The 13,258-nt window shown below is 64.3% G+C and carries 14 protein-coding genes; 6 read left to right on the top strand and 8 right to left on the bottom strand.

The genetic code is table 11. The annotated features are described in order from the left end of the window. Nucleotides 1–136 precede the first annotated feature (136 nt). The 3 genes from C2U40_RS04255 (at nucleotide 137) to C2U40_RS04245 (ending at nucleotide 2,656) form a co-directional block, all read left to right on the top strand. Nucleotides 137–763 (top strand): DUF2238 domain-containing protein, encoded by a 627-nt coding sequence (locus C2U40_RS04255; RefSeq protein ID WP_103826945.1) that lies wholly within the window; start codon nucleotides 137–139, stop codon nucleotides 761–763. 66 nt (nucleotides 764–829) lie between these two features. Further along, nucleotides 830–1,582, top strand: a complete 753-nt coding sequence (locus C2U40_RS04250; protein WP_011707004.1) for a DUF3530 family protein — start codon at nucleotides 830–832, stop codon at nucleotides 1,580–1,582. A gap of 117 nt (nucleotides 1,583–1,699) precedes the next feature. Then, on the top strand, nucleotides 1,700–2,656 hold the full coding sequence (locus C2U40_RS04245) for a D-2-hydroxyacid dehydrogenase (RefSeq protein WP_011707005.1): 957 nt from the start codon (nucleotides 1,700–1,702) through the stop codon (nucleotides 2,654–2,656). Between the two features lie 61 nt (nucleotides 2,657–2,717). Here the strand turns inward: C2U40_RS04245 and C2U40_RS04240 are convergent, their stop codons facing one another. After that, entirely contained in the window at nucleotides 2,718–3,188 is a 471-nt protein-coding gene (locus tag C2U40_RS04240; RefSeq protein ID WP_077096544.1) for a YMGG-like glycine zipper-containing protein, read from the bottom strand. Nucleotides 3,189–3,397: 209 nt separating this feature from the next. Then, nucleotides 3,398–4,951 (bottom strand): GGDEF domain-containing protein, encoded by a 1,554-nt coding sequence (locus C2U40_RS04235; protein ID WP_103826944.1) that lies wholly within the window; start codon nucleotides 4,949–4,951, stop codon nucleotides 3,398–3,400. A 288-nt stretch (nucleotides 4,952–5,239) separates the two neighbouring features. On the opposite strand from C2U40_RS04235, the gene C2U40_RS04230 reads away from it, so the two are divergent. Beyond that, on the top strand, nucleotides 5,240–5,842 hold the full coding sequence (locus tag C2U40_RS04230; protein WP_103826943.1) for a nitroreductase family protein: 603 nt from the start codon (nucleotides 5,240–5,242) through the stop codon (nucleotides 5,840–5,842). A 48-nt stretch (nucleotides 5,843–5,890) separates the two neighbouring features. On the opposite strand, the gene C2U40_RS04225 is transcribed toward C2U40_RS04230, so the two are convergent. Further along, nucleotides 5,891–6,541, bottom strand: a complete 651-nt coding sequence (locus tag C2U40_RS04225) for an HAD-IA family hydrolase (protein WP_103826942.1) — start codon at nucleotides 6,539–6,541, stop codon at nucleotides 5,891–5,893. Further along, nucleotides 6,538–6,783, bottom strand: coding sequence for a hypothetical protein (locus tag C2U40_RS04220; protein ID WP_103826941.1), 246 nt, complete (start codon nucleotides 6,781–6,783; stop codon nucleotides 6,538–6,540). Before C2U40_RS04220 ends, C2U40_RS04225 begins: the two co-directional genes overlap by 4 nt. A 117-nt stretch (nucleotides 6,784–6,900) precedes the next feature. On the opposite strand from C2U40_RS04220, the gene C2U40_RS04215 reads away from it, so the two are divergent. Next, on the top strand, nucleotides 6,901–7,809 hold the full coding sequence (locus C2U40_RS04215; RefSeq protein WP_103826940.1) for a LysR family transcriptional regulator: 909 nt from the start codon (nucleotides 6,901–6,903) through the stop codon (nucleotides 7,807–7,809). 71 nt (nucleotides 7,810–7,880) lie between these two features. On the opposite strand, the gene C2U40_RS04210 is transcribed toward C2U40_RS04215, so the two are convergent. From C2U40_RS04210 to C2U40_RS04195, 4 genes are all read right to left on the bottom strand, one after another. After that, nucleotides 7,881–8,837, bottom strand: a complete 957-nt coding sequence (locus C2U40_RS04210; RefSeq protein ID WP_103826939.1) for a diguanylate cyclase domain-containing protein — start codon at nucleotides 8,835–8,837, stop codon at nucleotides 7,881–7,883. Nucleotides 8,838–8,998: 161 nt separating this feature from the next. Continuing rightward, complete coding sequence (locus C2U40_RS04205) at nucleotides 8,999–9,643, bottom strand: cold-shock protein (RefSeq protein ID WP_103826938.1); 645 nt, start codon at nucleotides 9,641–9,643, stop codon at nucleotides 8,999–9,001. A 116-nt stretch (nucleotides 9,644–9,759) separates the two neighbouring features. After that, the gene (locus C2U40_RS04200; RefSeq protein ID WP_103826937.1) at nucleotides 9,760–10,326 is read right to left on the bottom strand and encodes an isochorismatase family cysteine hydrolase; all 567 of its coding nucleotides are present in this window, start codon (nucleotides 10,324–10,326) and stop codon (nucleotides 9,760–9,762) included. Nucleotides 10,327–10,359: 33 nt separating this feature from the next. Further along, nucleotides 10,360–11,523, bottom strand: a complete 1,164-nt coding sequence (locus tag C2U40_RS04195) for an FAD-dependent oxidoreductase (RefSeq protein WP_103826936.1) — start codon at nucleotides 11,521–11,523, stop codon at nucleotides 10,360–10,362. Nucleotides 11,524–11,790: 267 nt separating this feature from the next. Between C2U40_RS04195 and miaB the strand changes: the two genes are divergently transcribed. Further along, nucleotides 11,791–13,224, top strand: a complete 1,434-nt coding sequence (gene miaB / locus C2U40_RS04190; RefSeq protein WP_041217524.1) for a tRNA (N6-isopentenyl adenosine(37)-C2)-methylthiotransferase MiaB — start codon at nucleotides 11,791–11,793, stop codon at nucleotides 13,222–13,224. The last annotated feature ends 34 nt before the right edge of the window (nucleotides 13,225–13,258 follow it).

Here is a 13,258-nt window from a genome sequence, read left to right as displayed (position 1 = left end):
GACCCCTTGAATCCATGGTGAAAAAGCGAGCCTTTGGCTCGCTTTTTTTATGGGTGCACGATGAGCCCAGGCTGTATTCGAAGCGCAAACATGGCTAAATGGGTAAGCTGGTTTGTGCCATCCTCCGGAGCGCCCCATGACATCTCTGCATAAAGGTCTGTTGCTGCTGTTGACCCTGGTACTGCTGATCCTCTCCGGCTGGCAACCCTATGACCGGGCGACCTGGCTGATGGAGGTCGCCCCCGTACTCATCGCCATGCCACTGCTTGCCCTGACGCACCGCCGTTTTCCGCTCACCAGCCTGCTCTATCTGTGCATCGCCCTGCATGCCATGGTGCTGATGCTGGGCGGCGCCTATACCTATGCCCGCGTCCCGCTGGGATTCGAGCTGCAGCAGTGGCTAGAGCTAAGCCGCAACCCCTATGACAAGATTGGCCACTTCTTCCAAGGCTTCGTGCCCGCCCTGGTGTGCCGGGAGATCCTGCTGCGCGGAGGTTATGTGCAGAGCCGGCGCATGCTGGCGTTTCTGGTGGTCTGCGTGGTGCTCGCCATCAGCGCCACTTACGAGTTCATCGAGTGGGGGGCCGCCCTCGCGCTCGGTCAGGGGGCGGATGAGTTTCTCGGCACCCAGGGCGACCCCTGGGATACCCAGTCCGACATGTTCTTCGCCCTGATTGGCGCCGTCACTGCCCTGCTGCTGCTCTCGCCCCTGCACGACCGCCAGCTGGCCGGGCTGGCCAGCACCGAGCGGCCGTCACGCTAGCACTGCACTTCCCCCTTCAGAAAACCGGCCTGGTGCCGCTAACCCGAATAACCGGGGGAGCGCACTATGGCCAGATTGTTCTTATCACTGCTGTTACTGACCCTGCTGGCAAGCAACCCCTTGCAGGCCAGCGAGGGCACACCGCTGACGCCGCTCGATTACTGGCAGAACAACGACTGGCAGGGGCTGCCCAACAGCACCCAGATCGACAAGCAGACAGTGTTGTTCGCCAAGCACGACAGCGACAGCTATGTGGGGCTGGCCATCCTCTTGCCCGACTGGCAGCGCAGCGGCCAGCTGTGGCAGCTGACCCGGGCCCTCGGCCGGCTCGGCTTCGATACTCTGCTGCTGCTCCCCTCGCCCCAGCAGACCGAACTGGACCCCGCCGCCGAGAAAAAGCAGCAGGCCATCGACGACTTTCGCAAGCAGTTCGCCACCCGCATCAGCAAGCTGGGGGATGCCAAGCTGCAGGAGGGGGGCTTCAAGCTGATACTGGCGCAAGGCACCGGCGCCGCCTGGGCCACCAACCTCATCGCCAGCGAACAGTTGCCCGCCCCCGATGCGCTGGTGCTGCTCGACGGTTTCTTCCCCGACCAGCAGAGCAACCAGATCTTCGCCAAGGAGATCGCCCAGGCCACCATGCCGACCCTCGACCTCTATCAGGAGGATGGCGGACGCTGGCCGCTGCTGGCCGCCGAGGCGCGCAGAAGCGAGAGCCGCCGCAGCCACAAGCTCAACTACCGCCCCTACGCCCTGCTGGAGCTGGATGAAACGCCGACCCGGATCCAGGGCTGGCTCACCCACCTTGGCTGGCTCTGACCCGAAAAATGCCGCCTGCCTCACATCCGGCGCGATTGCCAAGCCATTGATGCGCAGCAAACTGGCCCTCGGTCGCCGATGTTTGGCATCATGAACGCCTCAACGGCAGGAGGCTCCATGCAGCAAATTGTGTTTCTCGACAGCGATACCCTGGATACCGGCATCACCCTGCGCCACCCCGACTTTCCCCATCACTGGCAGAGCTACCCGAGCACGGCCCCCGAGCAGGTGGTGGAACGACTCAAAGACGCCAGCATCGCCATCATCAACAAGGTACGCATCGGCGCCGCCGAGCTGGCCCGGCTGCCGGACCTGAAACTCATCGCGCTGGCCGCCACCGGCAGCGACAACGTGGATCTGGAGGCGTGCCGCGCCGCCAACGTCGGTGTCTGCAACATCCGCAACTACTCGGGCCCCTCGGTACCGGAACACGCCATGGCGCTGATGCTTGCCCTGGCGCGCAACCTCTTCTGCTGGCGCCAGTCGCTGCTGGAGGGGCGCTGGCAGCAGAGCGGCCAGTTCTGCTTCTTCGATCACCACATCACGGATCTGCACGGCAAGCGGCTCGGCATCATCGGCAAGGGGACGCTCGGTCAGGCCCTCGGCGAGCGGGCCAGGGGGATCGGCATGGAGGTGCGCTACGCCCAGAGCCAGGTCGGCGCCAGCCACGACGAGGATCGGCTCCCGCTGGACGAGCTGCTGCAAAGCGCCGACGTCATCAGCCTGCACTGCCCGCTCACCCCCTATACCCGCAACCTGATTGGCGAGCGGGAGCTCGAGCTGATGAAGCCGGGCGCCCTGCTGATCAACGTCGGCCGCGGCGGTCTGGTGGACGAGGAAGCCCTGCTGCGGGCACTGGCCAACGGCCGCCTCGGCGGCGCCGGTTTCGACGTGGCGAGCGTCGAGCCGCCGCCTCCCGACCACCCGCTGATGCAGGCACTGCAGTACCCCCACTTCATCCTCACCCCCCACGTGGCCTGGGCCAGCGAGGAGTCGATGCAGCGCCTCGCCGATCAGCTGATCGACAACATCAACGCCTTCGCCGAGGGGCGCCGCCAACACCGGCTGGTGTGAGCGGCATGCCGACCCAAACAAGAGAGGGGCCTGTCGGCCCCTCTCTCATTGCTGGCTGCGATCAATCATCGTCGTGCCATCTGTGTTTCTTGTGCTTCTTGTGTTTCTTGTGGTGCCGGTGCTCATCATCGTAGTAACGATCGTTGTTGCTCTTGTGGCCATCGCCAGTCTTGGCACCGATGGCGGAGCCGCTGGCCCCGCCTACGCCAGCCCCGATCAGCTGACCCGTGCTGCCACCCACGCTCTTGCCGATGGCCGCGCCACCGAGCGCCCCGACCGCGCCACCAAGGGCCGCTTCATTCTTGTTGCCCTTGTTGGCCGTGGCGGCGCCACCGGCCGCACCGCCCAGCGCCGCTCCCACCAGGGCTCCGGTATCACCGCCCAGCTCCTTGCCGATCATGGTGCCGGCCACGCCACCCGCACCGCCACCGAGGATGGTATTGAGTGTCTCCGAGGCCTGCGCTGCGCTGCTGACCAGCAGCAGTGAGCCCAGCAGGGCCAGGGCGCTCATGCCACGCTTGTTCATCTCCATGGGGTACTCCTGTCAAACCTGATTAATTTCCCCGAACTATACGATTCCCGCCAAAGGGCGCCACTGTCGCAGGAGAGCGACACCGCCTCCTGCGCCGCCTTCGATGTCGGTCAATTAGCTCATAAGATATTGAATCTAAATACGTAAATGACATCAGATGGAAATTGGGCAGCGAACGGTGCCGGGGCCCACCGAGCGGCAGCGCTCGCTTAGCCGTTATCCATATGACAGGATCTGTCAGCACCCTGCTCCTGCCGGGTCCGCTCCGTCAAAGACCAGCCATCGCGCCCCAGCCGCTTGCTCCGATAGAGACACTCGTCGGCCCGCTCGAACAGCAGCACACCGTCATCCGGGCTGTGGGCTCCGCCCACGCTCAGGGTCACCGCCTCGCGAAACTCGCGCCACTGCTGATTGCGCACCCGCGCCAGCAGCCGGCTCAGCCCGGACTCCAGCTCGCTGCGCGGCCAGGGCAGCAGGGCGGCGAACTCGTCTCCCCCGATCCGGTAGACGCAGCCACTGCCCAGCTCCGCCACCAGCAGCTCGGCCACCCGGCAGAGCACGCCGTCCCCCACCGTGTGCCCCCAGTTGTCATTGATGCGCTTGAAGTTGTCGACGTCGAACAGCAGCAGCCAGTGGGGTGTGGCGCTCTCCTCCAGTTCGCTGCGGCGCTGGGTGAAGGCCCGCCGATTCATGATGCCGGTGAGGGGGTCGTGCAGCAGGGCATCCTGCCCCTGCAGAAAGCTGGCCCGCACCTGATCTATCTCGCTCAGGCTGCTGTGCACGAACCAGGTCTTCAACTGGCAGGGAGTCTGGGTCGGATCCCGCACTATGCCGGTCAGCGAGCCGGCCACCAGCGCCTGCTCCTGATTGAACACCCGCACCAGAAAGTTGATGCTGCAAAACCAGATGGCAAACAGCGAGAGCAGCGGCAGCACCACCATCAGCAGGGCCTCCTCGAGGCCGTCGTGAAACAGTTCGGGCGGCAGATAGATGTTGAGATCCCAGTCGATCCCCTCCAGCTCCCGGCGCAGATGGCGGCCATGCCAGATCACCTCCAGTCCGCTGCCCACCACGCCCGCCATGGTCACCGGCGGCTGATAGAGCGCCATGTTGCAGCCCACCACCAGTTCATCTCCCCCCCGCGAGCTGATGTAGATGGCCGCCTGATTGCGCCCCATGGCCCGCTGCAGTGCCTGCTGGATGGCGTTGAACGACATGTCGACCATCAGCAGGCCAAGCAGCTGACCATCCAGCCCCGTTACCCGCTTGATCAGGGTCAGGATCTGCTTGTCCGAGCCGTACTCCTGATAGGGGCCCAACCAGATGAGCTCATCCCCCGGCATCGACAGCGCCCGATACCAGGGCCGGCTGGCGGCGCGATACTCGGCAGGCTGCTGCCAGGCCGGGTAACTGCTGATGCGGTCCGTCTGCGGGTGGTAGAAGTAGATGTAGTGGCTGTCGCGCTTGATCTGGTGGGCAATGGCCCAGAGCGGGTTGTCGGCTGGCTCGCCGCGGGCGATGGCGGCCTTGTCCAGCGACGCTTCCAGCACCGCCAGCTGACGCTGGTTGGCCAGCACCAGCTCGTGGATCAGGGCCGCATCGAGGGAGGAGAGCATGTGGCCGTAGCCGGCCACCGTCTTGTCGATGCTGCGCAGATAGCTGGCCGTCGCCAGGGCCAGGGTCACCACCAGCACCAGGGTGCCCAGCAGCAGGGTCAACGAGGTCAACAGGTAGTAACGCCGACTAATCAACCATTGGATCATCAACACCCCGCAAAAAATTCTGTAATGCGAGGATTCTATGGCGGTCGGACAGAATCATTCATTGATTAAAATCAGCCGCCCTCCGGCTAACTGATAAAAAACATATAAACGTGATACTGCTCATCCATGCCGTGGATATGTATATCAACAAAAAGTAAAAACAGTGACCACTGTGCGTTGACGGCTAACCAGGAAGGGGGTGTTATAGTCTATAGCTTGAACAATCGGAGCCGGATGGCCTTGCCAAGGACCACCGAAGACGATTCCCTGTCAAACAAAGGAGATGTTATGAGCAGTCCGTTTATCGAACAGATCAAAGTACGTCGTACCATCTATGCCCTGGGTGACCAGGTTTCCCGTACGCCGGAGCAGCTGACCACTCTCATCCAGGATGCCATCAAGCACAGCCCCTCCTCGTTCAACTCCCAGAGCTCTCGCGCCGTCATCCTGTTTGGCGCCCAGCACCACAAGCTGTGGGACATCGTCAAGGCGGAGCTGAAGAAGATAGTGCCGCCGGAAGCCTATCCCCAGAGCGAAGCCAAGGTGGACGGCAGCTTCCGCGCAGGTTTCGGCACCGTACTCTTCTTTGAGGACACCGACGTCATCAAGGATCTGCAGCAAAAGTTCGCCCTCTATGCCGACAACTTCCCCATCTGGTCGGAACATGCCACCGGCATCGCCCAGTTTGCGGTCTGGACCACCCTGGCCCAGGAGAAGATCGGCGCATCCCTGCAGCACTACAACCCGCTCATCGACCAGGCGGTACACAAGGAGTGGAACCTGCCTGCCAGCTGGCTGCTGCGCGCCCAGATGCCCTTTGGCAGCATCAAGCAACCGGCCGGTGACAAGACCTTCATGGACGACGCTGCGCGTTTTCGCGTGTTCAAATAAGCGCGTCGCCCACCATCCAAGCCCCCGCTCGACGGGGGCTTTTTGTTGTCAGGCCAGCAGCGTCAGCTGCAGACCCGCCGCCTCCTCCGCCACGCTCACCTGGCGCCAGTCCTGGATCAGAGCGCTGATGTTCGGATCCAGCCGCTGCCGGCCTCCCACCTGCACCACGCGGCAACCCGCCTGCAGCGCACTGGTGATGCCGGCCGGCGCATCCTCGAACACCAGGCAATCGGCCGCCGCCAGCCCCAGACGCTCGGCCGCCAGCAGGTAGGGCTCGGGATCCGGCTTGCCATGCACCACATCCTCGGCCCCCACCAGCAGGGCGGGCAACGGCAGAGCGGCACTGCGCAATCGATGACGGGCCACCCGCTGGCTGGCGGAGGTCACCAGCGCCCAGCGCTCGCTCGGCAAACCTGCCAGCAGAGTCCGGGCCCCGGTGATGGCCTCCGCCTGGCCGGTGTGGTTGATCTCCAGCTCGTCGAGCAGGGCCACCTCCTGTGCCATGTCCAGTTGCGGGGCCAGGGCACGGAGCACCTCCCGCGAGCGCACCCCGTGGCACATGGCCAGTACCGGCTCGGGCGCCAGCCGATGACGGCGGCACCAGAGCCGCCATACCGTCTCCACTTCGCCGGTGGAGTGCACCAGGGTGCCATCCATGTCCAGCAGCAGGGCGCTGGCCTGCAGCACAAGCCGGCTCATGCACCGATCCCTGCCAGGCCGGGTTCGCTCCCCGCCAGAATGTCGCCGAAGGCCCGCCGCTGAGCTGCCTGCTCATAGCAGGCCAGCGCCTGTTCGGCATTGCTCGCCCAGACTTGCAAGGGGCCGACCGCAAAGCCCTGCTGCAACAGGCTGGTAAGCAGCTCTCCCGTCTCCGGCGCAGCCAGCGGCTGGGCCAGCACCAGGGTTCCCTTGATCAAAAACAGATAGCGTTCGGCAGGCATGAGATGACTCCTTGTGACTGATCGGATGGGGCCAATGGGGCCCGCTACCAGACCATTAGAACAAGGCGATTAGATAATTTATAATCACAAAATGGCCACTTTAGATAACCATATGGAATGAAATTCGATCTGAAGCAACTGCAGGCATTCGTCACCCTGGCCGACACCGCCAACTACCGGGAGGCCGCCAACCGGCTGTTCATCACCCAGCCAGCCCTCACCAAGCAGATCCAGGGGCTGGAGCAGACCCTCGGCAGTACCCTGTTCAACCGGGGTCGCCACGGCGCCGAACTGACCGCCATCGGCGCCCAGCTGCTCACCCAGGCGAGCGCCCTGGTCGAACACGGCAAGGGCTTTGAGCGCCACGCCATGGCGTTGGCCAGCGGCATCGCCGGGCGCCTCAAGATTGGTTTCGGCCTGTCGAGCTTCGCGCTGGCACCGGCACTGGTGGCCAGCTTCAAGCAGCAGGTGCCCGAGGTGATGGTGCATCTGCAGGACATGACCTCCGCCATCCAGCAGGAGCGGCTGCTGTCGGGCCAGCTGCAGCTTGGCTTCATGCGCCGGCCCCAGGCGCCGCAGTTGCAGGAGCACAGACTGCTGACCGATCGGCTGGTGCTGGCGGTGCCGACCATGATGACCCGGCCGGATCCGGCCGCCTTCGATGTGGAGCTGGCGCTGGCCAGCCAGCCCTTGCTGCAGATGGTCGGCCACCGCTGCCCCGGCCTCAGCCAGCAGATCGCCGGCTTCCTCGGCGCCAACCGGCTGACCGGTATGATCCAGGAGGCGGAGGATATCCAGACCCTGGTGGCACTGGTGGCCGCCGGCATCGGCAATGCCATCCTGCCGCGCAGCGTCAGCTTCATCGCCGGCCCGGACGTCACCCTCTATCCCTTGTCCGGCCCCTGCTCCGAGTGGGAGATAAGCCTGGTGTGGAACCCGGAATTTGCCGATCCCATCCGCGATCGCTTCGTGCAGCTGGTCATCGATGCCCACCCGGCGCCGCAGCCAGCCCTGCCGGGTCGCTGATGCGATAGGTTCAGGGAGTCGATATCAGGGGGCTGGCGAGGTATCGCCACGGAGGGTGAGGCAATCGAGTATCAGGCGGCCGGCAGCGCGCTGCAGCTGACGCTGTGGCAGCGATTCTTGCCCCCCAGCTTGGCCAGATAGAGCGCCATGTCGGCGGCGGTCAGCAGCTCCTCTTCCGAGACGCGGGCCTGCTGCGGCAACAGGGTGGCGATGCCGACACTGGCGCTGAGTCTAAGTCCATCCGCCCCCGGGATCAGCAGCTCGCCGATGCCGACGCGAATGGCCTCCCCCATGCGGGAGGCGGCCTCGTCCCCGGTATTGCCGAGGATCAGGGCAAATTCGTCGCCGCCGAAGCGGCACGGCAGATCGGTGGCCCGCTGGCAGAAGGTGCTCAGCAGCTGGCCCACCTGCTGCAAGAAACCGTCCCCGACCTGATGGCCGAAGTGGTCGTTGCACAGCTTGAAGTTGTCCAGATCCAGCATGATGAAGGAGATGGGGGTCTGTTCGCGCATGCTGCGCCGCCATTCGTTGTGCAGAAAGCTGTTGAACAGCCGCCGGTTTGCCAGCCCGGTCAGCGGGTCGTGCAGGGAGAGGTAGGCCATGTCCAGCTCCTGCAGCTTGCGTTCGGTGATGTTGATGTGGCTGATGGTGTAGAACTCCACCTCGATGCCGGGGATGGCGGAGACCCGCATCATGAACCAGCGCTGGGTATCCGGGCTGTGACAGGGGTACTCCAGATGAAAGTGCTGCTGCTCGTGGCGCAATACCCGCCGGATCCCCTCCGCCGCCATCTGGGCCAGCGGCTCCACCGAGTTGTCGCACACCCTCAGATAGTTGACGCCCAGCCAGTCGTACCCCTCCGGCATGCCGTTCTGTTCGGCGAAGCGATTCCAGGCGAGATTGGTGTAGTGGATGACGCCATCCCGATCGATCACCGAGATCTGCTCCTCCAGCGAATTGAGCAATGCAGACAGGTATTGCGCCCGATCGGAGAAGTGAAACAGTGATCCCTGAAAATAGTCCGCCATGACCCTGCTCCTCACCCGACAACGACGCACCGCACCTGCCGCAACCACAACAGTAATGCCGGCGTTCCGTCCATGACGAAGGGGCATCGACGGCCATGGCCCGCCCCCGGCCTGCAAGATAAAGATAGATGATCAATCACTTGCATCCGCCCCATCCCTCGTTAGTGGCCGCACCACTGGCTTTCACATGGAATGCCGTTCCCTCTTCCTCTGCCGTCCATCTTGGTATTGGGGCAGTTTTGCAAAAACCAGGTCGCCTCCTCGCAGGAGGTCATCTGGGAGCAATACTGCCGACCGTCGCACTGACGGACGAAGGTGGGTGCCGCCTGCGGGCTGTCTGTGCTGTCCGCCGCCTGCTGACTGAAAGAAGAGCTTGGCGAAGGCGAGACCGACTCGGCCGAGAAGCGGGAGTAAATGGAGAAGATCCCGGCCAGCACCAGCAGCGGGATCAGCTTGCCGCGCCAATTGCTGCGGCGCCGATAGACGGGGCGCGGGCGTGCCCTGGCTGGCGTCGGCCGCTCCCCGGTCACAGCCTGCCTGCCCGCAGAGGGCGCTGGTTGGGCGCCTGCCAGCGACAGCGGCCTATCCGGAAAGAACACCTGCTCGGCCCTGGGTTTGCCGTCCTGGCCGCTGCCAAGCTGATAGGAGACCCGCTCGCCGGCTTTGGGCAGCGAGCCATCTGACTGCAGCGCCGAGATGTGCACGAACAGCTCGGCTCCTTTTGGCTCGCCATCCCCCTGCTCGGGGGCGATAAAACCAAAGCCGCGCGCCTCGTTCCAGCGCACGATCCGTCCCTGATAACGCATGCCCTCATCCTTGTGGCCATCGATGCTCGCTTCATGTTGCCCAAAATGGCTGCGGCCTGACAGGGGGCCGCAGACAAAATGTCAAAACAGTGAGCAAGCTCCGCTTGCCGCCGGGATCAGGCCAGCTGGGCCACCTTGCAGATCTCGGCGATGCGGCCGAGCATTCGCAGCGAGGCATGGTGCTCAGTGGCATCCGCCGCCGCGCAGGCATCCTCCAGGATGGTGATGGCGTAGTCGCGATCATGCCCCTCCCGCGCCGCCGCCTGAATGGCCCAGCTGGTACTCACCCCGCACAGATAGAGGTGGTCGATGCGATTGGCCCGCAGCGCCGGCTCCAACGCGGTGCCGTAGAAGGGGCTGACCCTGGGCTTGGTCAGCACCAGATCGCCGGGCTGCACGTCGAGGTCGGCGTGAAAGTCGGTGCCGCTGTCGCCAAGCGACAGCGCCCCGAACTGGTGAGCCCGGCCAAACATGGGCGATCCCTTGGGTTGCAGCAGATAGTGCGGGTCAAAACCCACCTTGATCAGCACCACCAACCAACAGTGGGCGCGGGCATGGGCCAGCGCCTGATTGGCGTGCACGATGGCGTCCTGTTCCAGCACATGGGCCGCCGAGGCGGCGATGCGCCCGTCCGGGTGGGCGATGTCGTTGATGAAATCGATCACCAGCAATGCCTTGTTCATGCTGTCTGCTCCCTCATGATGGCGCCGCGCGCCTTAAACCAGCCCCAGCGCATAGCGTAGCGCCATCTCCTTGAGCGGGCCCGCCTTGTCCGCCAGATTGAGGGCCAGGTTGCGAGCCAGCTTGAGCGGGCCTATCTCGTTGCTGAACACCCCGTAGAAGAGATCCATCCCCGACTGCATCAACAGGTTGTCGGGGCGGCGCCGCCACTCATAGCGCCCGGCCAGCGCCAGCTGATGCCAGTCGGCGCCAGCCCCCTGCAGCAGATCGCTCCAGCAGGCCACGTCCTTGAAGCCGAGGTTGACCCCCTGCCCCGCCAGCGGGTTGATGGTGTGGGCGGCATCGCCCAGCAGCACCACCCGGCCGGCGTGGTAGTCGTTGGCGTGGCGGCGCACCAGCGGGAAACTCCCCTTGGCCGTCACGGCAAACCCGCCGAGCCGGCTCGGGAAGTGGCGGCGCACCTCGGCGGCCAACCCCTCGTTGCTCATGGCAGCCAGCGCCCGGATGCGGGCCGGACTGTCATACCAGACCAGGGAGCCGTGTCGGCCCGGCAGCGGCAGAAAAGCGCGCGGGCCGCTCGGGGTAAACTGCTGCCAGGTGATGTCTTCCTGCTCGAAGTCGGTGTCGATGTTGATCAGCATGCAGTGCTGGCGGTACTCAAAGCGCGACACCCCGATACCGGCCAGCTTGCGGGTGTGGGATTCGGCGCCGTCGCACGCCAGCACCCAGCGGGCGGCCAGCTCGCTGCCATCATCCAGGGTCAGCACCGCCTCGTCCGCGCTCTGGCGCAGGCTCGTCACCGCCGCCGGGGTGTGGGTCTGGATGTTGGGAAAATCTTCCATGCGTCTGAGCAACGCCAGCTGCACCAGCCGGTTCTCGATGATGTAGCCAAGCTGCGGCAGGCCGAGGTCGGCGGCATTGAAGCGGGTGGCGAAGCCATCCAGCTCCCAGGTCTCCAGCCGGCGATAGGGGCACAGCCGCATCTGCTGCAGGTGCTGCCAGGCACCGGCCTGCTCCAGCAGCGCCACCGAGGCCTGGCTGATGGCGGAGACCCGCAGATCCAGCGGCTGCTCGGGGGCGTATTGCTCCGGCAGCCGGGTCTCGATGACCCGCACCGAGAGGCCCTGGGCCGCCAGCAGACAGGCGGTGGCGGCGCCGACCATGCCGGCTCCGACGATGGCGATATCACACTGTTCCATAACTTGATTCCTGCAAGGGGTGAGCCCGGGCAAGGGGAAAACACAGCCGGACCGAATGACCACATGATACCGCAAGGGGCGCCGGGAAACAGTGAAGGGTGTGGAGAATTAGTGCGCCAAATCAAGGAGAAAGCCGATGCCGACAGGAAGCCCGTCGGCGGCGCTCCGGCCGTGGCCGGCTGGATATTCGCTAGGCAGTCTCCGGATTGCGGAGTAAAATGCCCGGTCCTTTGACCATGCCGCATTCAAAACAAGTCAAGAGAAGCAATGAGCAAAAAACTTCACATCAAAACCTGGGGTTGCCAGATGAACGAGTACGACTCGTCCAAGATGGCCGACCTGTTGGATGCCAGCAATGGCTACACGCTTACCGAAGAGCCCGAAGAGGCAGACGTTTTGCTGCTCAACACCTGCTCCATCCGCGAAAAAGCGCAGGAGAAGGTGTTTCACCAGCTGGGACGCTGGAAGAAGCTCAAGGCAAACAAACCCGGTCTGGTGATCGGCGTGGGCGGCTGCGTCGCCTCCCAGGAGGGGGACAACATCCGCACTCGCGCCCCCTATGTGGACATCGTCTTCGGCCCGCAGACCCTGCATCGCCTGCCCACCATGATCAAGCAGGTGCAGGAAGGGCGCGGTGCCCAGGTGGACGTCGCCTTCCCGGAAATCGAGAAGTTCGACAGCCTGCCCGAGCCGCGCGCCGAAGGGGCGACCGCCTTCGTGTCCATCATGGAAGGCTGTTCCAAATACTGCTCCTTCTGCGTGGTGCCCTACACCCGCGGCGAGGAGGTGAGCCGTCCGCTCGACGACGTGCTCTATGAAATCGCCCAGCTCGCCCAGCAGGGCGTGCGCGAAGTGAACCTGCTCGGCCAGAACGTCAACGCCTATCGGGGCCCGACCTTCGACGGCGGCATCTGCACCTTCGCCGAGCTGCTGCGGCTGGTGGCCGCCATCGACGGCATCGATCGCATTCGCTACACCACCAGCCACCCCATCGAGTTCACCGACGACATCATCGAGGTCTACAAGGACACCCCGGAAGTGGTCAGCTTCCTGCACCTGCCGGTGCAGAGCGGCTCCGACCGCATCCTGACCATGATGAAACGCCCGCACACCGTGCTGGAGTACAAGTCCAAGATCCGTCGCCTGCGCGCCGCCCGTCCCGACATCACCATCAGTTCCGACTTCATCGTCGGCTTCCCGAACGAGACGGACGAGGATTTCGAGGCCACCATGAAACTCATCGAAGAGATCAACTTCGACATGAGCTTCAGCTTCATCTACAGCCCGCGCCCCGGTACCCCGGCCGCCGACCTGCCCGATGACGTCGACATGGAGGTGAAGAAAGCCCGCCTGACCCGCCTGCAGCACGTCATCAACAACCAGTCGATGCAGATTGGCCGCGCCATGCTGGGCTCCACCCAGCGCATCCTGGTGGAAGGGCCCTCTAAGCTCGACCCCATGCAGCTGTGCGGTCGCACCGAGAACAACCGGGTGGTCAACTTCGAAGGCCCGCATACCCTGATCGGCGGCTTTGCCGACGTGGAGATCACCGAGGTGCGTCCCAACTCCCTGCGCGGCAGATTCCTGCGCGGCGAGAACGAGATGAACCTGCGCATCGCCACCGCCCCGAGCGAGATCCTCGCCCGTCGCCCGGACAACGTACCGGACCCGCTGGGCGTGGCCGCCTTCACTCCCCACTAATCTGTTCACCCCATCCGGCCCCGGCCGGATGGGA

This window comes from Aeromonas sp. ASNIH4 (genome assembly GCF_002934425.1).
Classification (GTDB): domain Bacteria; phylum Pseudomonadota; class Gammaproteobacteria; order Enterobacterales; family Aeromonadaceae; genus Aeromonas; species Aeromonas hydrophila.
The sequence above is the reverse complement of the archived record's forward strand: the minus strand, read 5'-3'. Positions and strand labels throughout refer to the sequence as shown.

Excerpts from the sequence above, each read along its gene's own strand:
- C2U40_RS04255 (WP_103826945.1), top strand. The coding sequence starts at position 137 with ATGACATCTCTGCATAAAGGTCTGTTGCTGCTGTTGACCCTGGTACTG.
- C2U40_RS04250 (WP_011707004.1), top strand. The coding sequence starts at position 830 with ATGGCCAGATTGTTCTTATCACTGCTGTTACTGACCCTGCTGGCAAGC.
- C2U40_RS04245 (WP_011707005.1), top strand. The coding sequence starts at position 1,700 with ATGCAGCAAATTGTGTTTCTCGACAGCGATACCCTGGATACCGGCATC.
- C2U40_RS04240 (WP_077096544.1), bottom strand. The coding sequence starts at position 3,188 with ATGGAGATGAACAAGCGTGGCATGAGCGCCCTGGCCCTGCTGGGCTCA.
- C2U40_RS04235 (WP_103826944.1), bottom strand. The coding sequence starts at position 4,951 with ATGATCCAATGGTTGATTAGTCGGCGTTACTACCTGTTGACCTCGTTG.
- C2U40_RS04230 (WP_103826943.1), top strand. The coding sequence starts at position 5,240 with ATGAGCAGTCCGTTTATCGAACAGATCAAAGTACGTCGTACCATCTAT.
- C2U40_RS04225 (WP_103826942.1), bottom strand. The coding sequence starts at position 6,541 with ATGAGCCGGCTTGTGCTGCAGGCCAGCGCCCTGCTGCTGGACATGGAT.
- C2U40_RS04220 (WP_103826941.1), bottom strand. The coding sequence starts at position 6,783 with ATGCCTGCCGAACGCTATCTGTTTTTGATCAAGGGAACCCTGGTGCTG.
- C2U40_RS04215 (WP_103826940.1), top strand. The coding sequence starts at position 6,901 with ATGAAATTCGATCTGAAGCAACTGCAGGCATTCGTCACCCTGGCCGAC.
- C2U40_RS04210 (WP_103826939.1), bottom strand. The coding sequence starts at position 8,837 with ATGGCGGACTATTTTCAGGGATCACTGTTTCACTTCTCCGATCGGGCG.
- C2U40_RS04205 (WP_103826938.1), bottom strand. The coding sequence starts at position 9,643 with ATGCGTTATCAGGGACGGATCGTGCGCTGGAACGAGGCGCGCGGCTTT.
- C2U40_RS04200 (WP_103826937.1), bottom strand. The coding sequence starts at position 10,326 with ATGAACAAGGCATTGCTGGTGATCGATTTCATCAACGACATCGCCCAC.
- C2U40_RS04195 (WP_103826936.1), bottom strand. The coding sequence starts at position 11,523 with ATGGAACAGTGTGATATCGCCATCGTCGGAGCCGGCATGGTCGGCGCC.
- miaB (WP_041217524.1), top strand. The coding sequence starts at position 11,791 with ATGAGCAAAAAACTTCACATCAAAACCTGGGGTTGCCAGATGAACGAG.